This window comes from Nonomuraea cavernae, from assembly GCF_014646355.1.
Taxonomy (GTDB): Bacteria; Actinomycetota; Actinomycetes; order Streptosporangiales; family Streptosporangiaceae; genus Nonomuraea; species Nonomuraea cavernae.
Window position 1 is genome coordinate 86,510 of sequence record NZ_BMNH01000022.1, and the last position, 25,378, is coordinate 111,887.

General features: G+C 70.8%; 18 protein-coding genes. 8 read left to right on the forward strand and 10 right to left on the reverse strand.

The window, feature by feature from the left end; all coding sequences use genetic code 11:
* The first annotated feature begins 94 nt into the window (after window positions 1-94).
* On the forward strand, window positions 95-841 hold the full coding sequence (locus tag IEY82_RS28200; RefSeq protein ID WP_189127265.1) for a septal ring lytic transglycosylase RlpA family protein: 747 nt from the start codon (window positions 95-97) through the stop codon (window positions 839-841).
* 176 nt (window positions 842-1,017) lie between these two features.
* Here the strand turns inward: IEY82_RS28200 and IEY82_RS28205 are convergent, their stop codons facing one another.
* Window positions 1,018-1,614, reverse strand: a complete 597-nt coding sequence (locus tag IEY82_RS28205) for a DUF1707 and DUF4870 domain-containing protein (RefSeq protein WP_189127266.1) — start codon at window positions 1,612-1,614, stop codon at window positions 1,018-1,020.
* Window positions 1,615-1,748: 134 nt separating this feature from the next.
* On the opposite strand from IEY82_RS28205, the gene IEY82_RS28210 reads away from it, so the two are divergent.
* Entirely contained in the window at window positions 1,749-2,093 is a 345-nt protein-coding gene (locus IEY82_RS28210; RefSeq protein WP_189127267.1) for a hypothetical protein, read from the forward strand.
* Here the strand turns inward: IEY82_RS28210 and IEY82_RS28215 are convergent.
* The 8 genes from IEY82_RS28215 to IEY82_RS28250 form a co-directional block, all read right to left on the reverse strand.
* Window positions 2,054-3,181: a DUF4192 domain-containing protein gene (locus tag IEY82_RS28215; RefSeq protein ID WP_189127268.1), complete on the reverse strand. Its 1,128-nt coding sequence runs from the start codon at window positions 3,179-3,181 to the stop codon at window positions 2,054-2,056. The genes IEY82_RS28210 and IEY82_RS28215 overlap by 40 nt on opposite strands.
* A gap of 326 nt (window positions 3,182-3,507) precedes the next feature.
* Entirely contained in the window at window positions 3,508-4,263 is a 756-nt protein-coding gene (locus IEY82_RS28220; RefSeq protein WP_189127269.1) for an EI24 domain-containing protein, read from the reverse strand.
* Window positions 4,264-4,273: 10 nt separating this feature from the next.
* Complete coding sequence (locus IEY82_RS28225) at window positions 4,274-4,855, reverse strand: Maf family protein (RefSeq protein ID WP_189127270.1); 582 nt, start codon at window positions 4,853-4,855, stop codon at window positions 4,274-4,276.
* Window positions 4,856-4,871: 16 nt separating this feature from the next.
* Window positions 4,872-5,423: a DUF937 domain-containing protein gene (locus IEY82_RS28230; RefSeq protein WP_189127271.1), complete on the reverse strand. Its 552-nt coding sequence runs from the start codon at window positions 5,421-5,423 to the stop codon at window positions 4,872-4,874.
* 83 nt (window positions 5,424-5,506) lie between these two features.
* Window positions 5,507-7,429 carry an ATP-dependent zinc metalloprotease FtsH gene (gene ftsH, locus IEY82_RS28235; RefSeq protein ID WP_308425877.1) on the reverse strand — a complete coding sequence of 641 codons (1,923 nt, stop codon included), beginning with the start codon at window positions 7,427-7,429 and terminating at the stop codon, window positions 5,507-5,509.
* A gap of 36 nt (window positions 7,430-7,465) precedes the next feature.
* Window positions 7,466-8,266 (reverse strand): hypothetical protein, encoded by an 801-nt coding sequence (locus IEY82_RS28240; protein WP_189127272.1) that lies wholly within the window; start codon window positions 8,264-8,266, stop codon window positions 7,466-7,468.
* Window positions 8,267-8,537: 271 nt separating this feature from the next.
* Complete coding sequence (locus IEY82_RS28245; RefSeq protein ID WP_225263937.1) at window positions 8,538-9,299, reverse strand: peptidyl-tRNA hydrolase; 762 nt, start codon at window positions 9,297-9,299, stop codon at window positions 8,538-8,540.
* Complete coding sequence (locus IEY82_RS28250; RefSeq protein ID WP_189127273.1) at window positions 9,296-10,558, reverse strand: MFS transporter; 1,263 nt, start codon at window positions 10,556-10,558, stop codon at window positions 9,296-9,298. Before IEY82_RS28250 ends, IEY82_RS28245 begins: the two co-directional genes overlap by 4 nt.
* Before the next feature lie 72 nt (window positions 10,559-10,630).
* Here IEY82_RS28250 and IEY82_RS28255 point away from each other — a divergent pair, with 72 nt between their 5' ends.
* A complete protein-coding gene (locus IEY82_RS28255) occupies window positions 10,631-11,587 on the forward strand; it encodes a GlxA family transcriptional regulator (RefSeq protein ID WP_189127274.1) in 957 nt (318 codons plus the stop codon).
* Window positions 11,588-11,591: 4 nt separating this feature from the next.
* Here IEY82_RS28255 and IEY82_RS28260 read toward each other — a convergent pair whose 3' ends face one another.
* Window positions 11,592-11,834: a class II aldolase/adducin family protein gene (locus tag IEY82_RS28260; protein WP_225263939.1), complete on the reverse strand. Its 243-nt coding sequence runs from the start codon at window positions 11,832-11,834 to the stop codon at window positions 11,592-11,594.
* Between the two features lie 222 nt (window positions 11,835-12,056).
* Between IEY82_RS28260 and IEY82_RS28265 the strand changes: the two genes are divergently transcribed.
* The 5 genes from IEY82_RS28265 to IEY82_RS28285 all read left to right on the forward strand — a co-directional run bounded on the left by IEY82_RS28265 (window position 12,057) and on the right by IEY82_RS28285 (window position 25,377).
* The gene (locus IEY82_RS28265; RefSeq protein ID WP_189127275.1) at window positions 12,057-12,947 is read left to right on the forward strand and encodes an SseB family protein; all 891 of its coding nucleotides are present in this window, start codon (window positions 12,057-12,059) and stop codon (window positions 12,945-12,947) included.
* Window positions 12,944-13,333, forward strand: a complete 390-nt coding sequence (locus IEY82_RS28270; protein ID WP_189127276.1) for a UCP033725 family protein — start codon at window positions 12,944-12,946, stop codon at window positions 13,331-13,333. The genes IEY82_RS28265 and IEY82_RS28270 overlap by 4 nt, the downstream gene beginning before the upstream one ends.
* Before the next feature lie 66 nt (window positions 13,334-13,399).
* Entirely contained in the window at window positions 13,400-13,828 is a 429-nt protein-coding gene (locus IEY82_RS28275) for a YbaB/EbfC family nucleoid-associated protein (RefSeq protein WP_189127277.1), read from the forward strand.
* A 9-nt stretch (window positions 13,829-13,837) separates the two neighbouring features.
* Entirely contained in the window at window positions 13,838-14,173 is a 336-nt protein-coding gene (locus tag IEY82_RS28280; protein ID WP_189127278.1) for a hypothetical protein, read from the forward strand.
* A 65-nt stretch (window positions 14,174-14,238) separates the two neighbouring features.
* The gene (locus IEY82_RS28285) at window positions 14,239-25,377 is read left to right on the forward strand and encodes a WXG100-like domain-containing protein (protein WP_189127279.1); all 11,139 of its coding nucleotides are present in this window, start codon (window positions 14,239-14,241) and stop codon (window positions 25,375-25,377) included.
* Window position 25,378 lies beyond the last annotated feature (1 nt).

Consider the following 25,378-nt stretch of genomic DNA (forward strand, 5'->3'; position numbering starts at 1 on the left):
ACCCCGCACACGGGATCGGCCGGCGTGCGCCCCCCCTCACCTTCCCGGTCTGGCCTTTCCCGGTTCTTTCCCCTAGCTAGGACTGTGGTTTACCTTGGGCCAGCATTCGCACAAGCCGTCCCTCCCCAACCCGCCGAGGCGTACGACCTCTCCGGCCAGGCGCCGCTGGGTCACCGTCGCGGCCGGAGCAGCCGTCGTCGCAGCCGCCTCCACCACCGCGTGGGCCGCCGTCGCCAACGACGACCCGAGAGCCTCGGCCCTGTCCCCCGAGCCGAGCCCCTCCCCGTCGGGGTCGTCCGCCGGATCACCCGGCGCGTCACCGGCGCTTTCGCCGACCGTTTCGCCCACCGGGCCGGTCGGAGGACCGGCCACCGGCGAGACCTCCGCCCCGGCCGGCGCCAAGGCCACGCCGAACACACCCGCGCCGTCCGGCACGCCGGTCACCGTCAAGTCGCCTTCCACCAAGTCGCCTTCCGCCAAGCCGGTCGCCACCTCCCAGCCGAAGACCGACAAGAAGCCCGCTGCCAAGACGAAGACGAAGCCCTCCCGCGTGCTCGCCAGCGGTAGGTGCGGCGCGTCCTTCTACGCCGAGGGCCAGATGACGGCCAACGGCGAACGCTTCAATCCGTCGGCGATGACCGCGGCGCACAAGACCCTCCCGTTCGGCAGCAGGGTCCGCGTCACCAACCCGGCCAACGGCAAGTCGGTGACGGTCCGCATCAACGACCGCGGCCCGTTCATCGGCGGCCGCTGCCTCGACCTGTCCCGGGCCGCCTTCGCCGCCATCGGCAACACGGGCGCGGGCGTGATGAGCGTCAAGTACGCGGTCCTGTCGCGCTGACCGCCCTCCCAGCCGAGCATGGTCGTGGCCCGCGCCCGGCCGACGGCGTCAGAGACGGCACCCCTCAGCGGGGCATCGGCATTACAAACGGCAACCCGCAGCGGGACATCCGCGTCACAGACGGCAACCCGCAGCGGGACGTCGGCCTCCTTGGTCATCGACCGGCGAGAAGGGGCTTATTTGACCAGGCGAATCGTCAGCGGGTAGTCGAACCACCGCTTCTCCGAGAGTGCCGAGATGCCGCCGATCACGGACAGGACGAAGCCACCCATCCAGAGCACCGGGACGACCACGAGGCCGATGATCGTCAGCGACAGCAGGATCGTCGCGCCGAGCACGGTGAGCTGGAAGTTGAGCGCCTCGACCGCGTGCCGCCGGATGTAGGGCGAGGTCTTGCCGCCCGTGAGCATGAGAATCAACGGGCCGGCGATCGGGATGCCGACGAGCATCAGCAGATGGGCCGCCGAGGCGACGAGGAGCTCGTTGCTGTTCGGGACCGTCTGGGGACGGATCGGCGCGGGCATCGGGCGGTGCGGGGGAACCGGATGGGTGCCGTAGAGCTCGGTCATGATGGGCATCAGGTCACCGTGGGTACGGGCCGTCATCGCTCGATCGAGCCGATCGTCGAACTCGAGCTTGTCGAAGCGCCCCTCGGCGTAGGCGGCTTTGACATGCTCCACCACGTGCTCGCGGTCCTGGTCGGTGACGCGCAGGTGGGCCGGCGGCACCTGTCCCGGGCCCGGGGATGTGGGTACCCCAGCCATCACAGCCATGCCTCTCCTCAGATCGAAAACAGTCATTTCCATACTGCATCCTGGCGAGACGGCGTGGCCATCGGGAGGATCCCGGATGTGTCCCTTAGATCTCCCCCGACGCGCGCGGCACTTTGGCGGTATAAAAAGGACTCATGAGATGGCGAGACCGCTACGGTATCCGGCGTCTGCGCGGCCCCAAGATCGCGAAGTTCGACAGGGAGGCGACGGACGCCGACATTGAAGCGCTCATCGCCTTCGCCCGGTCACGGCGTGGCGTGGAGTTCTACGTCGAGCCCGAGACGTTCGCCACCGACACCACCGCCGTCGCCGTGGCCGACGACGGCGAATGGACCCGGCGAAGGGTCGGGTCCCCCGCAGTGATCCACAAAGTAGCCCGTGACCTGGCATTACCGGTGTACGACGTCCAGCTCACCGGCTATCCGCAGCGGATGCGCGCCTACAACGAGCGCCGCCGCCGCGAGGACGGCGGGCTCTGACCAGCCTCGGCCGTCAGCGCGGACGCCGCCTGCTCCTCGCCGTCGAGCACGTCGAGCAAGGGGAAGAGCCAGCTCGCGCGGGCCGCCCCCATGGCGGTGTCGAGGTCGGCCGGAGTGGGCATCCGACCGCGGAGCATGCCCGGCGACAGCAGGTTGCGCAGGGCGTGCATGAGCAGGTTGGCCATGGAGTAGCCCGGATGGGTGGCCAGCACGCGTTCGAGGGCGATGGTGGCGAGGACGCAGTCACCCGACCGCCAGGAGCCCATGGCGAACAGTGACGCGGCGGGCGGCACGAACCCGGGCTCCAGTCTGCGCATGACGTCTTTCCACAGACCGACGTGACCGTCTTCCATCAGGGTCCAGGCTTCGTCTCGCACTCTGACCACGGCCAGGTCAAGGCCCAGCCGGGCCGCCTCTGCGTCGTCGACGCGCCCGCCGGCGGCGTGGACGGCCAGCGCCGCGCGGACTCGCACGAGCCCGCGGGCGACGAACTCCCGGGCGAACGCGTCGGGGTCGGCGGCGGCGGCGAACCCGGCGCGAAATCCGGCGACCGCCTCGGCGGTCGCCCGGCGCATCGCCATCCGCACCGGGCCGGTGACGGGGGCGATCGTGTCTTCGAGAGTCCGCCGGTCGGGCAGGGCGACCATGCCGTGCACCGTCGCCTCGGCCGCGATCGGGCTGGCGACGGGGTCGAACGGCGTGCCGCCCGGCGGGCAGCAGTGGGCGACGTCGCAGACATAGGACCAGTAGCGCCCGTCGTGGGCCCGGAGCGCCTCATCGACCTGCACCCCGGCCTTGGCGGCGAACGCCCTGGCCTCGTCGACGGCCGAGGTCACCCGCTCTCCCGGGCCGTAACCGACCACGATGATCCGCGTGATGCCCTCGCGCTCGCACAGCTGGGGGAGCGGCGCCAGCGTGCCGGGCGGGAACGGAAGGCCCCACCTGGCGGCCACCTTGACCTGGCCGCGGGCGAGCCCGATCACGATGAGGCTGTCGGCGGGGTGGAAGCCCACCAGGTAGGGGACCGCGGCCAGGATGTCGGCCGGACCGGCCAGGGTGAGGCTGGGCGCGGAGGTGTTGGTCGTCATGAGGCATGAGGGTGCCGGACCGCCGAAGTCTCCGAGCTGCCGAAACTCGTTCTGTGGATGACCGGCGAGGTCCGCCCTCCGCCTGTGGACGACCACCCGCGGGCGTCAGACTTCGAACGCGAGCAGGCCACGATCGGGATCGCCCCGCGAGCGTCAGACTTTGAACGTGAGCAGGCCGCGAACGGGATCGCCCCCGGAACGTCAGGCCCGACGGGCAGCGTCTCGCCGAACGTGCATGCCCAACAGGCAGAGCCCTACGGAGCGTCAGGCCCAAGAGCGGCGTCTCGCCCAAGGCCGGATCCCGACGGGCGGAGCCTCATGGAAGGTCAGGTGTGGACCCGGGGAGCCTCGGCGCCCGGGGCCAGCCGGGTGCGGACGAGCAGGGCGGCGCCCGCCACCGCGGCGGGCATCGCCAGGACCGCCACGAAGGGCACCAGGAACAGCACGAACACCGCGACGCCGAACCCCAGCGCGGCCGGCTTGCTGCCTCTCAACAGGGCGAACCGCTGCTTGCGGGCCATCCCGCGCCGCTCCAGCGCCAGCGTGGTCAGCTCCACCGTGAGGAAGAACCCGGAGATGGCCGCGCCCAGCACCGGCACCACCGTCTGCCCCACCACCGGGATGAACCCGAGGAAGAACAGCGGGACGGTGAACATCAGCACGAAGCCCAGCGTCACCAGACTGTCCTTGATCGACCGCGGCAGGGTGCGCCACCAGGGCTGCTCCTCATCCCCGTCGACCGGGTCGACGGTGCCGGACAGCTTCTCGTAGAACGGCTCGCCGATGGCCAGGGTCAGCGCCGTGAAGGTCAGCACCGCCAGTGCCAGGCCGCCCAGGAAGAGCGCGACGCCCACCATCGCCCGGAAGGTGTCACGCCACCCCCACGTGTCGGCGAACGGGGTCAGGAACTCGGCCAAATCGGTGGCGTTGGTGCCGAGGAAGACGAGCGCCACCACGTAGACGGCGAACGCGATCAGCGCGGGGATCAGCCCGAACAGCCACCATCGCCCATTGCGGGCGACCCAGCCGACACCTTGGAAGAAGAACCCCACGCCGGCCAGGAAATCGCGCACAGATCGCATGCCCGGCAGGCTAGCGCCAGAACGACGTCACCGTGTAGCCCAGCTCCTCGAACAGCCGCCGGGTGAGGGGCAGTGAGATGCCGAGCACATTGCCGTGGTCACCGTCGATGCCGTCGACGAACCATCCGCCGCGCCCCTCGATGCTGAACGCGCCGGCCAGGCCGAGCGGCTCACCGGTGGCGGTGTAGGCGGCGATCTCGTCATCGGACGGCTGGCCGAAGTGGATCACGGTGGTGGCCACCTCGGCCGCCTGCCGGCCCGCGGCCACGTCGATGACGCAGTGACCGGTGACCAGGCGGCCCGTCCGGCCGCGCAGGACGCGCCAGCGCTCCGCGGCCTCCTCGTTGGTGGCCGGCTTGCCGTAGGGGCGGCCGTCGAGCTCCAGGATGGAGTCACAACCGATGACCAGCCCCTCGTCCAGCCCGCCCGCCACCGCGGACGCCTTGGCCTTGGCGAGGTCGAGGCTGAGCGCCGCGGGCGAGTAGGCGGAGAAGGACTCCTCGTCGACCCCGCTCACGATCACCTTGGGGTCGAGACCGGCACCGCGCAGCAGGGCGAGACGGGCGGGAGAAGCCGAGGCGAGAACGATCACCGCTCCAGCTTACCGGTCACCAATCCCCCTGCGTGCGGGCCTGCTGGGGCACCGTCTCGCCGAAGATCCCGGCCAGCATTCCGGCGAGCACCTCGCCGAGCTCGCCGGGCAGGGTCGACTGCTCGCGGACGAGTTCCGCGGCGACGGCGGCGGCGTCCAGGTCCCGCTCGCTCGCGCGGTCGGCCAGCAGCGACATGATCATGGGGGCGATCAGGGGCAGCAGCTTCGTGAGGATGCCCGTGTCGACGTCGGCGAGACGGGCGAGCCCGGCCGCGGCCTGCTCGGTGCCTTGGCCGCCGAGCACATGGCCGAGGATGCTCTGCCCGTCGCGCGTCAGGGAGGCGATGTCGCCGTTGAACGGATCGGCGTCGATGTGCTCGTCCAACGCGCCTCGCAGGGCCTCGGCACCGTCGGGGTCCTCGACGTTGCGGACCAGGCCGCCGACGATGGTGCCCGACACCGCCTGGAGAACGGTCCGCGCGGTCGCCACGTCGGTGCCCAGCATCCCGGCGATCTGCTCCAGGCCGGGATCTCCCAGCCCGGCGAGAAGCTCGTCGTTCAGAGTCATGGCAGTCCCCCGTCCATCCTTCCGGGAGACTTTCCCCACGCTAAACCCAGCTATATCCCGACTTGCCCTAAGTCTCGGGAAAGCTAAGCCTGCGCGACCCTGAGCTCACTGAGACCCGCCGCCGTGTACGCGCCGATCTCGTCGAGCGTCTCGTGCTCCAGCAGGGCCTCCACGATCGCGTCGAGCTTGACGCGATTGCGGGTCAGCACGTCGATGGCGCGCTCGTAGCACTCGTCCACGATCCGGCGGGCCTCCTCGTCGACCATCGCAAGGGTCGCGGGCGAGGCCTGGGGCTGCTGGCCGTCGGAGGGCAGGATGGTCAGGGGGCCGATCTTCTGCGACATCCCCCATCGGCCCACCATGCCGCGGGCGATCATCGACACCTGCTCCAGGTCGCTCTCGGAGCCGGTGGTGACCACGCCGAACACGACCTGCTCGGCGGCCATCCCGCCGAGCGCGCCGGCGATGCGCCCGCGGAGGTACTCCTCGTCGTAGGCGTAGCGGTCGGTGTCGGGGGTGGAGAGCGTGACACCGAGCGCGCGTCCGCGCGGAATGATCGAGATCTTCCGCACCGGGTCGGCGCCGGGCTGCAGCATGCCGAGCAGCGCGTGGCCCGCCTCGTGGTAGGCGGTCCTGTTGCGCTCCTCCTCCGGCATCACGATGCTGCGCGCCGCGCCGAGTTGCAGCTTCTCCAGGGCGTCGGCGAAGTCGAGGTCGGTGACCTTCTCCTTGCCCCGCTTGGCGGCCAGCAGTGCCGCCTCGTTGACCAGGTTGGCCAGGTCGGCGCCGGTCATACCAGGCGTGATCTTGGCGAGCCCGCCGAGGCTGACGCTCCCGTCGAGCGGGACCCCCCTGGTGTGCACCTCGAGGATCGCGGCGCGGCCCGCGGCGTCGGGCAGCCCCACCTGGACCGTACGGTCGAAGCGGCCGGGCCTGAGCAGAGCCGGGTCGAGGATCTCGGGGCGGTTGGTGGCGCCGATGACGATGACGCCCTCGGCGCCGGAGAAACCGTCCATCTCGGTGAGGATCTGGTTCAGGGTCTGCTCGCGCTCGTCGTGGCCGCCGATGCCGCCGGCGCCGCCGCGGGCCCGGCCGATGGCGTCGATCTCGTCGATGAACACGATCGAGGGCGCCACCTTGCGCGCCTCCTCGAACAGGTCGCGTACCCGGGACGCGCCGACTCCGACGATCATCTCGATGAACTCGGACGCGCTCGCCGAGAAGTACGGCACGCCGGCCTCGCCGGCCACGGCCCGGGCCAGCAGCGTCTTGCCGGTGCCGGGAGGTCCGGCGAGCAGCACGCCCTTGGGCAGCTTGGCGCCGAGCTTGCGGTACTTGCCGGGGTCCTTGAGGTAGTCGACGATCTCGACGAGCTCGTTCTCCACCTCGTCGATGCCGGCCACGTCGTCGAAGGTGACGCGTACCTGGCCGGCCTCGACCGGCTTGGCCGCCTTGGACTTGCCGAGGCCGCCCAGGCCGCCGCCGCCCATCATGCCGGCGCCGCGGCGCATGACCCAGATCCAGAGCCCGGCCAGCAGCGCCACGGGCAGCAACGAGAGCAGCAGATTGACGACGAAGCCGCGGCCGCCGATCGGCTCGGCCTTGATCTCCACGCCGGCCGTGTCGAGCCGCTGCGAGAGCTGCTCGGTGTTGGCGAAGGCGGGGATCTCGGTGCGGAACTGCGTGTAGTCCTTGTTGCCGCTGTCGGGGTCCTTGGCGGCGTTGCGCAGGTCACCCTCGACCGACAGGCCGGTGGCGTAGATCTCCTTGACGTTCTTCGCGTTGACCTGCGAGGTGAACTCGGTGTAGGAGATCGTCTCGACCTGGCGGCTGTCGAAGAACGACGACACCAGGAAGAACGCCGCGTAGACGACGAGCAGGGTGGCGGCGAACCGCCACCAGTTCATCTTGCGTCGGCCACCGGGAGTGCCCGGCAGTCCTTCGGAGCGCCAGGGCGGCTTGGACCGATCCTGGTCCGGGGCCTGTGGCGATCCAGTGCGTTCCACGGCGTTCTTCCCCCACATCACCGCATGAGCAAGCCTCTACTTGAGGACACGCACTCCCGAGGCCGCGCGGGTGACGTCGGCCCATCGACTGCGTTGCGTGTCCGGCACCGAAGCAAACGCCAAACCAGGTTTCGCCATTCCCCCGTCAACTACGGCGACCGCCGAGCGCGCGCTGCGCTTGCCGTACTTGACCTGGTAAACCAGCATCCAACCGCCCTTTACCGGCTGCGAGGCGATCCAGCTGATCTTGGCGCCCTTGGGGTGGTGGTTGAGGGTCCAGCGGGCGGCGAGCAACGCGGTGTCGCGCGGCTCGGCCTGCTCCTCGATGGGCAGCGGGCAGGTGACGAAGACACCGCGCCGGGTCGAGCCGCGCTTGATCGGCAGCACCTGCTTGGTGGTGAACGGCGCCGCTCCGTGCCTCTTCCACTGCCCGCCCAGCCTGGGCACGGCGAGCCCCGACCGGGTGTCCTCGATCACACGCTTGCCGGGCGCCCGGAGCGCGAGGCGTTTGGGCCTGGCCGGCAGCCTGGGCACCCGGATGTCGGCGTACAGGGCTTCCATGGCCGTGTAGCCCGGGGCCAGCGAGGTACCCGGCGTCGGCGTCGGCCGGGGAGTGGCCGCGGCGAGCGACTCGGTCGGCGAGGGAGACGGGGACGCGGAGGGCGAGGCCGGCGGGCTGGGCGAGGGCGCGGGACCGGACGAGGCCGGCACGGCAGATGGCGCGGCGATCTGCCCTGCGACGACCTCGTCCGACCGCGACGGGAGCACGAACACGAGCCCCACGGCGGCGACCGCCACCGCGGCGACCACGGCGCACCCGCGGTAAATCACCCGCATCGGCAGATCGCCGATGCGGGAGCGCCTTGGCGAAGAGGCGGGGAGTCCCGATCTGTCTGCCGTCTTCACATCGGAACCCACGGTCCCGTCATCCCCATCGAGCACGACGGGAGCGTACGACAAATCCCGCCATTCCGCTCATGAAGCAGCCGAAGTGTCATCAGGCCTGTACCGAACAGGTGGAGCTCCGGATCCGCCGCCACCGGTGGGCGCGCCCGATGGCCCCGTAGCGGGACTCACCGGCGGACGCCCAGTGACTCCGATCAGCGGTTCATCGGCGGACGCGCCCGTACAGCCAGGGGGCCTCCGCGACGAACGTGCACGAGCCCGGCTCGATCTCGGTGAACCCGGCGTCGCGCACCACGGGCAGGCCCGCCGCGACCTTCGCCGCGAAGTCGGCCGGCGCGGCGGTGCGCACCGACACCGGCAGGCCGGCCTCCCGCCAGGCGTCGCGTTCGGAGCGGTCGCTGGCCCACCAGGCGAGCTGCGCGGCGTGCCCGGCCTGGGCCATCGCCTTGCCCGCCGACATGGCGAGGCCCGGATTGGCCCACAGGATCGGCTCCCGCGCCGGCGGCAGGTCGCGCGTGTCGGTCAGCTCGGTGCCGGACACCTGCAGCCGCGCGAGGTCGCGCGGCCAGTCGTCGAGCGGCACGGGCGGGTGCACGCGCACCTCGGCGGTGCGGTGCCCGATCGTACGGCCGGGCAGCGCGACCGCCCGGCGCCACTCGGCGCCCCGGGCCCTGCGGACCACCTTGCGGATCTTGCCGGTGGACTGCCAGGCCGCCAGCTCGGCGGCCCACTCGCCCGGGTCGTCGAGGAGGCTCAGCACGGCCTTGGCCGCCGCTTCGAGCGCGTCGGCGCGTTCGGGGGGCTCGGCCCTCTCGATCCTGACGACCAGGGGCAGGACCATCAGCTCGGCGTCGTTCGCGTAAGAGTCGTGTGGGTGGGAGTCGTGTGGGTGGGAGTCGTGTGGGTGGGAGTCGTGTGGGTGGGAGTCGTGTGGGTGGGAGTCGTTCGGCTGGGAGTCGTTCATCGCCGTCCAGCATGCCTGATCGCCAGGGACATGCCGGTGGCCAGGAGGCAGAGCAGGCCGGAGCCATACCACGCGAGGTCGTAGGCACCCAGATGGTCACGGGTGAGCCCGGCGCCGAAGGCCGCGATCGCGGCGCCCACCTGGTGCGAGCCGAACACCCAGCCGAACACCACGGCCCCGTCGGCGCCGTAGATCCGCCGGCACAGCGCCACCGTCGGGGGCACGGTCGCCACCCAGTCGAGCCCGTAGAACACGATGAAGATCAGCATGCTGGGCTCGGCGGTGGCCGCGAACAGGCTGGGCAGGATCATCAGCGACACCCCGCGCAGCCCGTAGTAGACGGCGAGCAACACCCTGGGGTCGATCCGGTCGCTGAGCCACCCGGAGGCGATCGTGCCGGCGATGTCGAAGATCCCGATGATCGCGAGCAGTCCGGCCGCCATCGGCTCCGCCATGCCGTGGTCGTGCGCGGCCGGGATGAAGTGGGTGCCGACCAGGCCGTTGGTGCTGGCGCCGCAGATGGCGAAGCCGCCCACGAGATACCAGAACGGGCGGGTTCGCGCCGCCGACCTGAGCACCGTGACCGCCCTGACGGCCGCGTTGGCGGTGCTGGGTTCGGGACGGCTCGCGCCAGGCTCGGCTCCGAGCGCGGTGGTGCCCACGTCCTCGGGACGGTCGCGCAGCAGCCACCACACGAACGGCGCCACGGCCAGCGCGGCCGCCGCCACGGTCAGCGAGGCGACCCGCCAGCCGGGGCCCTCGGCCAGCCAGGCCAGCACGGGCAGGAAGATGAGCTGGCCGGTGGCGCCGGCCGCGGTCAGCACGCCGGTGACGAGCCCGCGGTGCCGTACGAACCAGCGGTCGGTGACCGTGGCCACGAACACCAGCGCCATCGAGCCGGTGCCGAGCCCGACCAGCACGCCCCAGAGCAGCAGCAGGTGCCAGCTCGCGGTCATGAGCACGGTCAGCCCGCTGCCCGCGGCCACCAGCAGCAGCGCCAGCGTGACGACGCGGCGCATGCCGAAGCGGTCCATCAGAGCGGCGGCGAAGGGGGCGGTCAGCCCGTAGAGCACCAGGTTGATCGACACGGCCAGCGAGATCGTGCCCGTGCTCCAGCCGAACTCCGCGTGGAGCGGGTTGATCAGCACGCCCGGGGTGGCGCGGAAGCCGGCCGCGCCCAGGATGGCCACGAAGGCGACGGCCGCGACGAACCAGGCTCGGTGCAGGCGCACGCGGCGGCGGGTGGCGCTCAAGGTCATGGGGACCATCGTGAGGCTCCACCGGGTGCGCGGGCGAGTGACCGGGTAGCCAACATCTGAAAGAATCCGGCCATGGCCCATCGGATCGCGGTCGTCGTCCTCGACCACTTCGCCCCGCTCGACCTGGGCGTGCCGGGGCAGGTGTTCTGGGCGGCGGAGTCGGCCGCGGGCGAGAAGCTCTACGAGGTGGTGACCTGCTCACCCGGCCGCGCGCCCGTACGCTGCTCGGCGGGCTACACCGTGCTGCCCGACCACGACCTCGACGTGCTCGACACCGCCGACACCGTGCTGGTGCCGGGCATCCACGCGGGGCGCGCGCTGCTGAACGGCACGATCAACGACACCCTGGCCGCCGCGCTCCAGGGCCGCCCGCGGGTGATGTCGATCTGCACCGGCGCGTACGTGCTGGCCGCCGCCGGCCTGCTCGACGGCCGCCCGGCCACCACCCACTGGCGCGACGCCGACCACTTCAGGAGGTTGTTCCCCAAGGTCAGGCTCGATCCCGACGTCCTGTTCGTCGACGACGGCGACGTTCTCACCTCGGCGGGCGTGGCGGCCGGCCTCGACCTGTGCTTCCACGTGGTCAGGCGCGACCACGGCAGCGAGGTGGCCAACCGGGCGGCGCGCCGCTGCGTCATGCCCCCGTGGCGGGAGGGCGGTCAGGCCCAGTACATCGAGCGCCCGCTCCCTCCGTCCACCGACACCGGCACGGCCGCCACCCGCGACTGGATGCTGGCCAACCTCGACGCCCCGCTGGACCTGGCGGCCCTGGCCGAGCACGCCAACATGAGCGTGCGCACCTTCACCAGGCGCTTCCGCGAGGAGACCGGCCTGAGCCCGGCCCGCTGGCTCATCCGGCAGCGGGTCGAGCGCGCCCGCCATCTGCTGGAGACGACCGACCTGCCGGTGGACCAGGTGGCCCGCCGCGCGGGCTTCGGCACCGCGGTCTCCCTGCGCCAGCACCTGCACTCGGCCGTGGGCGTGTCGCCGCTCGCCTACCGCCACACCTTCCGCCGGCCCGTGGGCTGACCGGTCACTCGAAGAGGTCGGGTTGTTCGCGGGTGATCTGGTCGTGCAGGGGCTGGTAGTTGATCCAGCCGACCAGGTCGTTGCCGATCTGCCGGTGGGTGAGGGCGGCGTTGGCCGGTTCGATCGGGATGACCTGGCCCGCCGCCTTGGCCACGAGCTGCACCTGGGCCGAGCGCTCCATGGTGATGAACCACCAGGCCGCCGCGTCCACCGAGTCGCCGACCGTCAGGAGGCCGTGGTTGCGCACTCGTTGACGGGGTGGCGGCCCTCGACGACCTTGCCGCCGTGGTCGACGAGGATGAGGTCGGAGACCCGGATGTGCTTGAACGACATGCTCCCCAGCGGTCTAGAATGGCGTTCTAGCCACCCTAGCGCCGTACAGGTGCCTCGAACCACCTCGCGCTCCCGCGCGAGTCTTGCCGACCCCCTCCGAGATCACGTCCTCAGCGGGCGGTCGTAGGGTGCACGCATGGAGGGGTGGGGGGCGAGAAGTCCGTTCGAGGAAGAGCTGGAAGCCGCGCACGCGGCCGGAGACCTGGCCCGCTGTCTGTCCCTGTTACGCGAGGCCGACTTCGCGCTGCCGATCAGCGCCGAAGCGGCGGCCGGGCTGGAGCGGCCCGCGTGGGCGACCGTGACCGATGACGAGCGCACCTGGGTGGCGGCCTTCACCTCGGTCGAGGCGATGCGGGCTGTCACCGGCGTCACCACGTACCGGGTCACCTCGCTCGCGGAGCTCGCCGCCGGCTGGCCGGATCCGCACTGGGGCCTGGCGGTCAACCCTGGGCTCCCGGTCGCCTTCCCGCTCGAATCGGGGACGGTCGCCAGGCTCGCGGTCCCGTCCATGGCGCAGGATCTCGTCCTCGACCCCGGATCGGGGCTGCCGGTCGTCCAGAAACTGCTGCGGCCGTCCGCCATCCACGCTCTCCTGGTGGACGGCGAGGCGCGGGTGTCCGGCTACTGCCACCACGCGCTGGACGTCGCGCACATCGCCACCCCCTCCGTGCTGGCCGAAGCCCTGGGTGAGCCCGACGTGGTGACGGACGACGGATCGGTCAACATCCTGCGCTGGCATGCCGCCGGGCCCGCCCTCTATCGCACGCCGTACGGCGGGGTGGACGAGGACACCATGGCGGCGGTGGCCGGCTGGGTGGTGGAGGAGCCGCCCTTCATCGGCCTGGGGCTCGTGCCGAACGTCAACCAGGTGATCCGCGAATACAAGATCGACGGAGTGGGGCTGACGCACGGCGCCGTGATCGTCGAGCTCACGCCGGAGGGGGTCGAGCGGCGGCGCGCCGTCTATGACGGCGATGCCGGACGATGGCTGCTGGTGCATGTCGTGCCTCGCGAGGATGTCGTATGACCTGGTACGGCTACCGGGCCCGCTGGCAGGGCGTGGAGTACGCGGCCAACCCTGACCCGCGTCCCGACGGTCTGTGGATGCGACTGCGCAGCCCGGTGCCCGCCGAGGGGTTCGAAGAGGTGGAACCAGGGTGTTTCGTACGGCCCGTCCGGGCCGACGCGTGCGAGGAGGCCGTCTTCGTCACTACGGTCTGCGTGTGGCGTGGTGAGCCGTTCCAGGTGGTGGGCGGGATCGACGACGAGTTGCTGCTCGAATACATCGGCGGACGGGTCACGGTCGCCAGGCGGCTGGAGCTGGAGCGGGTCGAGCGGGGTGTCCACCGTTGCCGGGTCTCGCTCGCCGAGGTCGTCGACCTACATGAGCACGTGGAATCTCTTCTGTGCTAGAAGTTCTTTCTGTTCACCTCTTGTGCCCAATGTGAAATTTATGGAAAATCTTGCTCAAAGTGGGCGATGTTACCTGTGCGTATCGGGGTGAACGTGGAGTTCGGGTCGGCTGAGGCCGCGGGCATGCAAGCCTACGCGGAGGAGCTGCGCACCACGTTCATGCGGATGCAGGACGAGGCGCTGGAGCTGCACGCGCAGGCGCGCGCCGTACGCGTGACGGAGACGTCGGCCGATGCCCTGGTCTCGGCCACCGTGGGCGCGCGCGGAGAGCTGATCCGGCTGGACCTCGACCCTCGCATCTACCGCCGCCCCGACTCCCGGCAACTGGCCGACACGATCACCGAGACCGTCGGCCGCGCCGCCGCCAAGGCGCGTGAACGCGTCGTGGAGATCTTCGCCCCCCTGATCCCGCCCGACCAGATGGAAGCCCATATCGAAGGCGACGTCGAGACCGCGATGCGGCAGCTGGCAGACCGGATGACCGGGAAGGGATGACGTGATCTCATGCACAACGGGGTGCGCTTCAGCGAACGGACCGTGGCCGCGGGCATCGGCGTCTGGAAAGACATGGCCGGCGTCCTGAAGAAGGAATGGGACTCGGCAGCCTCCGAGATCGAGGACCACATGTCGGCCGCTCCCTGGGGACAGGGAATGGAGGGCTTGCAGTTCCAGGCGGCGCTCATGCGGAGCGGCGGCCCCCTGCAGATGGTCAGATCCGGACGCGAGATCATCGACCAGATCGTCCAGGCGGGCTCGACCCTGCACCTCACCATCAGCAACTCGGTCGCCACCGACCAGGCAGAGGCGGCGCGCATCAACAGGTTGCTCACCGAGATCTGACACCTGCCGGACCGCCCATCGGGCGGCGAGCGGAAACCGGCAGGTGACAAGAACCCGGGGGGGACATGGCCGGCGGGCCCGTAGACGTCAACACCAGCACCTCTGGCGGCCTGCCGTCCGCTGGAGAAGGTGGGACGTCGTCCACCGACATCCGGCCCGTCTGGGAGACCGAGTCCTTCCCTGACTGGGTCAACTACGTCCTGATCCCCCTGCTGGCCTCCGGGCAGTCCTGGCCGAAGGCCAGTGAGAGCGGCCTGTGGGCGATGGCCAAGCCCCACGAGCGGACGATGAACGCCATGGTCACCGCCTTCGATCCGACGGCGCAGTCGGTCAAGCTGGTCCTCTCCGGCTGGCAGGCGCCCGCGACACCCGGCTACCTCAGGCAGGTCACCCAGCTGTTCGGGGAGAACACGGGAGCCGGCGCGCTGGCGAAACAGTCCGACGGCTACTACCGGCAGATCGACGCCTTCGCCCGGGAGACTCAATACTCGAAGATCTCGATCAATGTGGCCTTCTACATCGCCCTCATCGCCGCGTTCATCGCGCTGCTGGCCGCCTTCTTCTCAGCGGGCTCCACCGCCTGGCTGGTGGGCCCGTACGCCGCCGCGGCTCGCAGGGCCGTCGCCCGCATCCTGGAACTGCTCGCCATCAACGCCGGACGAGGCTTCGTCGCGTCATCGGTGGGCCGGGTGACCGCCCTGGCCGGCCTCTCCCGGTTGGTCGCCTCGCCGATAGCCCGCGAACGGGTCGAAGAGGTCGGCGAAGAGGTCTACATCGACTACAAATCCCAGGAAGAGCAGCGGAAGATGGGCACTCGGGAGGGGACGGACTGGAGGAAAATGGCGGCCGCGGCCGTCGGCGCGCTCTTCGGCGCGGACGTCGGCATGAGGCTCGCCAACCGGACCTCCAGACTCGCCGACTCGATCCCGGGCATCTCACAGCTGAACCGGATGGCCGGTGACTCGCCCGGCTTCAGCAACGCCCTTCTCCGCTTCCCCGGCCGGGCCATGAGCACCGGTCTCAACAACACGATCGCCTCACCGGTCGGCAGCCTGGCGGCCAACGCGCTGGTGTACGGGCAGGTGGCGATGCCGGGCACGGACGCGTTCGTCGGCGGGTTCATGGGCGGTGTCGGCCGTACCGGGACGATCAGCCCGTTCAACCCCGACGTGGCCCTGGCCCTGTCCAACCCGAGCGCGGCGCTCGCCCAGGCCACCGACGCGGCGAACCGCACCGACGTGGCCAGGGCGGTCGACCAGGCCATGGCCAACCGTCCCGCCCCAGCCACCGGCCCCACCCCCTCCACGCCGTCGCCGGCGGGTGTGACGCCTGTGGGGGTGACCCCGGCCGGCCTTCCGGTCCCGTCCGCCTCGCCGACCCCCGCCCCGGCCGCCCCTCAGGCGCCCGGCTCGGTGCCCCGCCAGACCGGACCGCAACTCCAGCCCGGCCAGCAGCCGGACGCGGCGGCCACGCAGGCCGCTCCCACCGCGCGCACTCCGGCCCAGCCGGCGACGCCGAGTGTTCAGTCGGGCCCGCAGCCGGCACCCGACCCGGCCACGCAGCCGGACCCGGCCAAGCCCGCCCCCAGCGCCCGGCCGGCGCAGACCGCGCAACCGGATCAGACCGCGCGTCAGGATCAGCAGGTCTGGCCGCCTCGCGGCACGGAGAACGCCCCGCTCGTCCAGCCCACGGAGAACCCTCGGCCCGTCCAGCTCACCGAGAACCTCCAGCCAGGCCAGGACGGACAGACCACAGCCAACCCCCACACCACGGAGAGCCCCCAGACCGCACCGAGCATCCCGCCGGACCAAGCCACCGCCCAGCCTTCCCCCTGGGCACCGCCCGATCCGGGTATGGCGCCGCAGGCCCCGGTCAACGCGGCGCCCGACCCGGCCGCCCAGCCCACGACCTCCGCCGGCAGTACCACGACGGCCGGCGGCACCACGGCGCCGACGGCGCCCAACACGCTGTCGGCCGTGATGGCCCAGGCAGCCGTCACGGAGGCGCAGCGCCTGGCCTTTCCCCATGCGATCCCGCTGCAGGACGGCGGCGTCTTCCTCACCGATGCCAGGGGACGGTCGGTCAGTCTGTCACCGGAGGCGCTGCGACGTACCGAGGAGCGGCTGACGTCGCGAGCCGCGAACGGCGCGACCGCGAAGCAGCTGGTGGCGGAGGCGGCGGCCGCCCTGGGCGCCGAGATCGCGATCGCGGGCGGCAGGCCGGCGACCGAGGGCGCCCTTGAGGGCCTCGATCAGCTCGCCGACGCCGATCCGGGCACCGCGCCCGACGCCGCCGACCACAGCCGCGCCTGGAACGACGACGTGGAGCACGCGGAGCAGGTCGCCAGCCGGTTGTCTGCCAGGGCTCTCGGTCCCGACGCCGCCGTCCGCGCGGGCTTCTACGACATCGCGGCCCAGGAGATCATGGACCGGCTGGCGGCTCTCGGCACGCAGCAGGCCACCTCCCCCTCCCCCGCCCCCGAGACCGGCGGCCCGCGGACCGTGCCCGCGCAGCAGATCGAGAACTCGCTGTTCCAGCCTCAGCGCCGGCGTCCCGCGCACCACGGCGCGGTGACGGACACGGAGATCCGGGCGGCGATCACGACGGATCTCGACCTGACGGACTTCGGCGGCGAGGTGCTGAGCCTGACCTGGGCGGACCCGTCCTCCACCACGATGCTGGTCGAGACCCGCACGCACGGCACCCTGCACTACCGGATCAGGATCGGCGGCGTCAGCGGCGACAACGTGGCCGAGTCGGAGATCCGCACGGGCTCGGTCACCGACCCGATCGTCATCAAGATCGCGCCGCGCGCGTCGAACGAGTCCCTGTACCGGGCGGTGGTGCACGAGATCTCACACGGCGGCCAGACGCGAGCGGCCGCGGCGACGCGGTCGGAGCAGGGCACGGTGCGGCGCTGGCTGTCGAGGACACGTCCCGTCGAGGGCGTCGACGAGTGCGTCGCGCCGCGGCTCAACGAATTCCGCTTCCTGACCAGGAAGTGGCGCGCGGCCGGCTCCATGGACGAGAAGCAGCGCTGGGCGCACGAGATCGACCAGTTGCTCGCCGACCTGCGTGACCGCGGCCAGTCGCCGCCCCTGCCGCCGTGGTCGAGCGGCAGCGCCGCCGCGCCGCCCCCTGTGACCACACCGCACGCCGACCTGGTCGCGTACGTCCGCCGAACCGTCGATTCGCTCACCGAGACCATCGCCGGATTGGAGGCACGGTACAACGCCAAGGAGGCGAGCCAGGCAGCGGCCAAGGCGGCGGCCAAGGTGGCGGCGGAACAGGCCCACACAGCCGATGGGCAGAAGGATCATGGCGCGCCGGAACGCGCACGGAAGGCGAGAGTCAACGAGGCCAACGAACGCATCATGCTCGAACGGCACCGGCGCATCGCGGAGGCGTACGACACGGCAGGCGAGTACGCGGACTACGCGCGGAAGGCGTACGAGCTGTTGCTGGCCGAGCTCGAACGGGGCGCCTCGGCCGCCCAGGCCGCCCCGCTGGCAGTGCAGGCCAAGAGCTGGCTGGACGACTTCCAGCTGGCACTGACCGCGGCGCTGCCCTCGCTGGCGGCCCTGCCCAGCTTCGTCCCGGCGGGCCGGCTGCCGCATCTGAACAGGCTCACCGAGACGGTCAACGACCTGCTCCAGGAGCGCGGCATCGACGAGATCTTCACCCCCGCCGAGCTGGGCCGCAGGTTGTCCACGGAGTTCAGCCGGGTCCTGTCGGCCGACGGCGCGTTGATCCGGGTGGGGCGCGACGTGCCCGGCGAGATCCTGATCAAGCTGTCGGTCACCGACCTCGTGGAGGTGCTCGACCCCGGCAAGATCGCCTCCGAGATCATGCAAGGCGTGCTTCCGCAGGGCGGCCAGACCATCGGCGCCACGGCCAACGCCAACCGCGGCGCCAATGCGGGTCTCAGGCTGGACCCGTTGATCGCGGCGCTGCCCGACAGCCAGCTCAAGAAGTTCCTTGAGCATCTGGAAATGAGCGCCACGTACAACACAGGCTTCACGAGCTCGGTGACCGGCAACGCCACCGATTTCGCGCTGGACGGCGCGGTCGAGGACAACCGGGGCGAGTCGGTCCAGTATGACGGCAGGGCCCGATGGAGTGTCCAGGCCCGCACCTCGTCCAGGGACGGCTGGTCGCCCGAGGCCGTCGTAGACCACGGCTACCACGACGACGTCGGCAGCCTGCGAGCTTACGTGTCGCACGCGTACATGGACAGCCCGCCGATGAACCCGTTGCGGCTGCCCGCGGACCAGCGCCGGCAGGAGTTCCCCGAACACGTCGTCCTCGGCCTGACCGGGATGCTCAAGCTCGCCGAGGACACGATGAAGGCTCTGGGCGAGAAGAACTTCCCGCCGGGCAGCGTCGCCCGCCAGCAGGTCCTGACCGCCTTCGTCGACGACTTCTACAGCCGCATGGAACACGCGGTGAACGATCCACAGGGTGTCCCCCGGATCATCCACGTGAACGGCCGCCCGTTCGCCCAGTTGTCGTTCCGGGCCGTGCCCCGGGTGGACACGGCAGAGCCCGTCGGCGCGCCCAGCCGCTCGCACTGGCAGGAGCGGCTGCGCGTCGGGGTCACCAGTGCCACGGGCAACCAGTCGTTCAGCCGATCCGGGGGCGTGGGCGGCTCGCTCGGCCTCAGGGTGGTGCCGGAGCTCGACGCCGTTCGCGGCGACGACGAGTACACGGTCGCGTCGGGGCCGAACTTCCGGGGCTCCGCCGGCGCCTCCGCCGCCGACGGGCTGAGCGTGAACGGCGTCACCTACCACCCGAGCGTCCAGCGGTACACCGGTTACACCCAGGGTGTGGCGCTGGAGTTCGACTACGAGGTCACGGCTCACCTGATCGATGCCGACAAGCAGCTCGGCCCGATCAGAGGCGAAGGCGGCGGACTGTTCCGATTCGCGGAGTCGGACGCCTACTGGTACGGCCTGCCCGTCGCCCAGAAGGCCGTTGAGGTCCGCGAGGACGGCACGGTGGTGCATCGCGACGACCCTGATCCCAAGCCTCCGAAGGGCCGCAAGGGCGAGCTGCCGAGCTTCTACGGCAACGAACCCGGCAAGCTGCGCGGCGCGGGCCCCGCGCTCGTCCGGGGCATCGACGACGCCGACCGGCTCCGGAAGGAGACCGAGGACAAGCTGCGCGCCATGGGCGTGCTGGCCCCGCTCGATCCCGAGACCGGAGAGCCGATCTACTCCTCCGATCTGCTGGAACGGTGGAGCCAGATGGTCAACGAGCGCGAGATCGCCGATCAGCTGGTCAAGCACCGCCTGCAGAGCGGCTACGACCAGGCCGCGCAGGACGGCATCATGATCGACCTGATAACCCTGCGCAGTGGGCGGGCGCCACGGCACCTCACGCTCCGTGTCACACTCAACCAGCACTTCACCGACGAGCATGGCAGGCCGAGATCCAAGTTCGGGGGCATCACCACGGCATACGCCGACGTCAACCTGGACATCGGCTCCGACACCAACGTGTGGTCGCACGCACGCAGTGAGAACGTGTCAGGCGGCCTGGGTTACGGCGCCAACCATCAAGTGCCCAAGGGGCAGGAGGGAGTCAGCCCCAACGCCGGCGTGGGCGGCGGCCGTGACTATTCGCGCACCCTCTCCCACACCATCGGTCTCACGATCAACGGGGTGCAGCTCAACGAGGCCACCGTCCCCCTGGCGATCTTCGACATCCCGCACACCGCCCGGGTCGAGTTGCTCCATGCCAACGGCGACGTGGAGCAGCTGGCAAGCGTGGACGGGAGTGCCCGGCTGCTGATCTCCAGTGACTCCCTTCCCGAGGACGGCACGGAACGGCCCCTGCCTCCGCCGTCCGCGCCGACGCCGACCCCCGACGAGATAATGCGGTACGCGACGATCCAGCACATGGACGTGCCAAACCTCCTGGACGTGGCCCGGGAGCTGCTTCCGCGAGCAGCACGTCCGGACTCACCCGCCTTCCATCATCTCGCCGAGTTTCTCAACGTCCGCAGCCTCATCGCCCACCCGGAGATGCTTCGCACCCCATATGGCACGGAGCTTGTGATCAGACCCCAGGGCGCCGCGCCGACCAAGGCGTCGATCTCCGTACAGGTCAGAGTGGGGAAGATGGTGTTCCTGGGTGCGAACAACAACGTCAAAGGCGACATCAACCTCACGCTGTACAGCATGGGCGTCACGGCCGGCCGATCGTCCGGCGGAAAGGTCGAAGGCTCGGCGGGTGCGAATCTCCAGGACGCCGACGGCTCCGGGGAAGGCGGCAAGGTCGGCGCCGGCCACTCCGGCGGGGAGTCACGATCGCAGTACGACCTGTCCATCTACGGCATGGAACGGCTCGGGATCGGGCTGGGCAAGCAGTACGAGTTCCTGACCGATATCGAACTGGACCTCACCGGAGTGGAGGGGGACGGAACGCAGGTCACCAGGACGGTCGACGGGACCATGCTCTACACGGTGCCGGAGCGTGTCGCCCTGCGCATGTACGCCAAGGGGAGCCTCGATCTGCCTCTGTACCAGGTGGCGGACGTGGTCGAACGGTTCCTCGACCGCACCTTGCGGCTTGACCGTAGCGTGGCCGTACCACTCGTCAAGCGCTACCTGTCCGAGTTGTCACAGTCCACGGACTGGATCCCGCTGGCGGCCAGGCATACGCCGGCCGTGCTGATCGGCGGGCTGAAGACGGTCGTGAACGCCGGATCCACGCTGACGAAGGTGGACGACTTCCTGACCAGGGCCACCGAACTGATCGCTATCCCGCGTGAGGTGGAAATCCCTCGGTGGTTGATGAAATCGATAGGAATCACCCTCATCGAGGACATCCGCCTGGCACGCGAAGGCACGGACATCGAGCTGCTCAACGCCGTCCGCGACGCCATCGAGGCGGTCGCTCCGGACGTCCTCCAGGACCGGGTGATAGCGGACAGCCTCCGCAAGATCTTTGGGGGGACGCGCTGGTGGGGGCCGATCGACAACATCTTCAGCGCGGACGGCCTGCCGCCGCTGCGCTACTACACCCCCTACGACGAGCTCGGCCGACGAGACAAGGTCGTGGTGACGGTCCGGGCCGAGTTCACCGGCAGGGCCGAGCTCACCGACAGGGCCGAGCTCGACACGTCGGCGGAACTGCTCGAGACCACGGACGAAGTCGGCAACATCATCCAGGCCTACACCTACAAGGAGCAGGGCAGGTCGGAGACTCGCTGGGCGTCCAACTCGGTGCACGCCGGCATCGACGTCTCCGGCGAGGGGCACGGCCACAGCCCCGGCGGCAATACCGATCGCAGCCTCTCCAGCAGCGGTTCTTTCAGCGAGCAGGACACCGGGCTCCAGGGCTACGCCGTTTTCAACGGCATGGACCTGGTCCAGCAACGGATGAAGCTCGTGATCGAGGTTGAGCGGACCCGTCAGCAGGCACGCGCGGTCGGGCTCACCCCGCTGGAGGAGCCTGCGGGGAAGGTCACCGTCGAGCTCACCGGCCACATGGACCGGTGGATCCAGACCGGGCTGACCAGGCCCGTGGGGACTCAGCCCGCGGAGCCGGGCAGGACCTTCGACCCCCGGCAGGTGCCTACGATCCACAGCTTCATGGCCAACTCGGTCAAGACTGACCTGTACCAGAGGATCAGCGAAGCGCTCAGGAACCCGCGGCTGTTCGGTGAGGCGGTCGAGGTGCTCGACGTGGAGCTGCGCAACCAGCTGTCGGAGATGGCGACCACCGCTCTGTTCGAGCGGATGACCGGCGAGCGCGGCCACCCGATCCGGCTTCCCGTGATCGGACTGCGCAATCGCGAGGTGGACGTCTGGGTCAAGGCGGTGCAGTCCAACCTCCAGGTCCTGGCCCGCGGCCTGCAAGGAGTGGAGATCAGGCAGGTCTATCGTTTCCAGCGGTTGACCGGCTCGTCGTCCAGCGGCGGTATGGCGTTCCCGGTCGGCGGGAGTTTTGGTCTCTCCGACCCCTCCGGCCTGAACGGCGGCGTCTCCGTCGGTGAGCAGTCCTCGGTCAGCAGGGCGAACGCCGGGGGCAACCGCAGGGAGATGAGCCGCTTCGAGAGGGACAACGCGGTCATCGTCCAGCTCACCACGGACTATGACCTGACCTTCACCAGGCAGGCGCTCACCCCTGAAGGGACGAAGTACGAGGCGATGCCCATCCACCTGCCCCGCGCCGCCACGGGCGAGGTGGTCGCCATCATGTCCGAAACCGACTACGAGGCGCTGGTAGCGGCCATGGAGGCCGGAGCTCCCCTCGGTCCCGAATGGGAACTCATCCCGGAACCCGCGGTCTCCTGGGGGCCACAGACCAGCACGGCGCCGCCGGAGCAGGCGGACCCGGCCAGGCCGTGGGGCTCGCTGATGGACGCCCGGATCAAGGCCAGCCGCTCGGGCACGGACATCAGCATCGACGTCACCGGACCGGACGGCCGCACGTACACCTACCACATCTCCCCCGACGGGTCGCTGCGCAGCGAGGACGCCAACCGCGCCTTCGCGGAGGCGTTCGCCACCCTGTCGCCCGCGTTGGTGGAGCTCGCCGACCGAGCGGGCCTCGACCTGCGCGACCTCTTCGACAACCCCCGAACCCAGGCCACCTTCGCCGACCGGATCCGCACCGAACTGGCCGCCCGGGGCGTGGACCTGGCCACGCTGGAGGCGCCCACGGTCTGGCCGTCGCGGCCCGTCCTGGTCGGCGAGACCGCGAGCGGCGGCCGCTCCATGGGCTCGACGGGCGGGGTGGGCGCGCCGGAGGTCGCCGGCTCCGCGTTCATCGCCGACGGCAGAGCGCCGCACCTGCCGGACGCGACGCTCGACGAGCTCAAGGAGGCGACGGCACGCGATCTGAGGATCTCCGACTTCGGCGGGAAGCTGCTCGGTCTCTCCTGGTCTGGATCGACGCTGACGGTGGAGACCCAGGCGTGGGGGACACTCACCTTCCAGGTCGAGGTCGGCGAGGTACCGCCGGGCCGGGTGGCCATGACGGACCCCAAGACGGGCCGCATGGTGGTGTCCGCCCGGACCGCGAACGACCAGCTCGCCCGCGCGGTGCTGCACGAGATCTCACACGCCGGGCAGGCCATGGCCGCCAGGGCGCAGCCGAGCGTGGTGCGCCGCCTGATCTCCCGCGCGAAGTCGATCGTGGGCCACGACCATTGCGTGTCGGCCCACTTCGACGAGTTCCGCCACCTGGCGCGCAGGTGGGCCGCCGCGAAGGCGGCCCACGACCTGGACCCCACCCCCGAGAGGGAGGACGAGGCACGCAAGTGGCGGCACGAGCTGCAGGCCCTGGACGCCCGGCTCCGCACTCTGGGTCACACACCTCCGTCGTTCCCGTGGACGACCGGCCGGTCGGCGACCCCCGGCTTCCACACCGGCGCCGTCGCCGCCCTGCCCACGACGGCGGCGGGTCTCGGCACGCTCGCGGACCTGTCCGGAGTCGGGGCCATCGCGCCCACCGGCTCCCCGAGGACCGCGACCACACCTGCCGGGCAGCCGAGCACGTTCACCGTCACCTCGCCCGCCGGACAGCTCACCCTGGAGGTCTCCGAGGCCGACCTGCCCCCCGGCACGGTGGAGGTGCGGGCGTCGAGCCCGGGGGCGCTCTCCGTCGCCGTGTCCCCCTCCGACGGCGGGAGCGTCCGGATGCGGCTCGCCGAGCTGATCGCGCAGGCCGTCGCCGACCAGATGGGCATGGAAGCCGGGCATGCGCTGCGCCCCGGGCCGCTGAGCTCCGTCCCCGACCTGCGGCGCGGCGACGCCGCGACGCTCGTCCGCGTCAGGGCGCTGATCGAGGCCCGCGCCGCGGCCTCACCCTTTGAGCGCGGCGCCATCGAGGACCGGCTCCGTGCCGAACTGAGAGACGCGGGGCTGACGCCCGGCACCGAGGGCGCGACGGCCAGGCAGGTGAGCGCCGCCCGCGCGGGCCTGCTGCCGGCCGCGCACCTGGACCTCATCAACGAGCTGTCCGGCCGGACCGTGCACCCCACCGCCACGGCCATCGTCGCCGCCATCACCCGCACCGCCGCCCTCCTCGGGGCCACGACCAGCAGGTACGGTTCCACGCTGGTCGACGTCACGCTGCCCGATGGGACGTCGATACCGGTGGAGGTGCGGGCGGATTCCACCTCCACGGGCCAGTCGCTCGAGCTCACCACCGACCAGGGGGTGCACACGTTGACCGTGGACCTCGGCTGGCCTGTGCCGGCGCTCGAGCGCAGCGTGGCCGGCAGCATGGTGAGCGCGATCCTCACCGCGTCGGGCGTGCCCGAGGACCAGCCCGTGCCGGTCCCCAGCGCTCCGGGCGGCACCCTTACCAGGAGGGAGGTCTATCTGGCCATCGAGCTCCAGGAACTGCTCAACCAGGTGCGGACCGCGACCCCTCAGCAGCGTCCCGGCCGATTCGCCCTGCTCGTCCACATGGCAGAGCTCAGGGGGCTCGGCAAGCGTTCCCCCGACCGCGACGCCAATCGGGCCCTCCTGCCGTACCCCATCGGCGCGGAGCTCACCGAGATGCTGGACCACAGCATCGAGGGCGAGTCCCCGCGCGCGTTCTGGGAGCGAATGCGCAAGATCGCCAACGGCACCGGCTGGTACCCCCCGGAGGAGTACGAGGAACGCCGCCCCGTCCCGGAGCAGTCGGACGACAACCAGGAGCGGGGGACCTGGGACCAGGAGGGCCGGGAGCGGGAGGATCGGGAGCGGGAGAGCCGGAAGTCCGCTGAACCCACCCCCACATCCGCCGCACCGCATGCCACCTACACCGCACCTCCCAACCCTGGTGCTGTTTACACCGCACCTCCCAACCCCAGTGCCGTGTACCCCGCACCTCCCGACCCGGGTACCGGGGACACCGAGACCACCCCTGCGTCCCCCAGCCCCACACCGACCACCCCTGCGTCCCCCAGCCCCACACCGACCAACCCTGCCCCCACGCCCAGCCAGCCCACGCCCAGCACCCCCGCACCCTCAAACCCGGCACCCACACCGACCCCAACCCCAACCCCAACACCCACACCGACACCAAGCGGCCCCGATCCGACACCCACCCCATCCAGCCCCGAAACCACCGATCCGACACCCACACCTAGCAATTCGACACCTGCGCCTTCGAGCACACCGACATCACGGCCCACCCCCAGCTCCACCCCCACTCCGGAACAATCCGCGGACGAACCCGGGGTTGAGGTCCCGGCATGAT

What these genes read in the sequence shown, in the direction of transcription:
- IEY82_RS28205 (WP_189127266.1), bottom strand. Translation starts at nt 1,614, where the DNA reads ATGGCTGTGATGGCTGGGGTACCCACATCCCCGGGCCCGGGACAGGTG.
- IEY82_RS28210 (WP_189127267.1), top strand. Translation starts at nt 1,749, where the DNA reads ATGAGATGGCGAGACCGCTACGGTATCCGGCGTCTGCGCGGCCCCAAG.
- IEY82_RS28215 (WP_189127268.1), bottom strand. Translation starts at nt 3,181, where the DNA reads ATGACGACCAACACCTCCGCGCCCAGCCTCACCCTGGCCGGTCCGGCC.
- IEY82_RS28220 (WP_189127269.1), bottom strand. Translation starts at nt 4,263, where the DNA reads ATGCGATCTGTGCGCGATTTCCTGGCCGGCGTGGGGTTCTTCTTCCAA.
- IEY82_RS28230 (WP_189127271.1), bottom strand. Translation starts at nt 5,423, where the DNA reads ATGACTCTGAACGACGAGCTTCTCGCCGGGCTGGGAGATCCCGGCCTG.
- IEY82_RS28240 (WP_189127272.1), bottom strand. Translation starts at nt 8,266, where the DNA reads ATGCGGGTGATTTACCGCGGGTGCGCCGTGGTCGCCGCGGTGGCGGTC.
- IEY82_RS28245 (WP_225263937.1), bottom strand. Translation starts at nt 9,299, where the DNA reads ATGAACGACTCCCAGCCGAACGACTCCCACCCACACGACTCCCACCCA.
- IEY82_RS28250 (WP_189127273.1), bottom strand. Translation starts at nt 10,558, where the DNA reads ATGACCTTGAGCGCCACCCGCCGCCGCGTGCGCCTGCACCGAGCCTGG.
- IEY82_RS28255 (WP_189127274.1), top strand. Translation starts at nt 10,631, where the DNA reads ATGGCCCATCGGATCGCGGTCGTCGTCCTCGACCACTTCGCCCCGCTC.
- IEY82_RS28265 (WP_189127275.1), top strand. Translation starts at nt 12,057, where the DNA reads ATGGAGGGGTGGGGGGCGAGAAGTCCGTTCGAGGAAGAGCTGGAAGCC.
- IEY82_RS28270 (WP_189127276.1), top strand. Translation starts at nt 12,944, where the DNA reads ATGACCTGGTACGGCTACCGGGCCCGCTGGCAGGGCGTGGAGTACGCG.
- IEY82_RS28275 (WP_189127277.1), top strand. Translation starts at nt 13,400, where the DNA reads ATGTTACCTGTGCGTATCGGGGTGAACGTGGAGTTCGGGTCGGCTGAG.
- IEY82_RS28280 (WP_189127278.1), top strand. Translation starts at nt 13,838, where the DNA reads ATGCACAACGGGGTGCGCTTCAGCGAACGGACCGTGGCCGCGGGCATC.
- IEY82_RS28285 (WP_189127279.1), top strand. Translation starts at nt 14,239, where the DNA reads ATGGCCGGCGGGCCCGTAGACGTCAACACCAGCACCTCTGGCGGCCTG.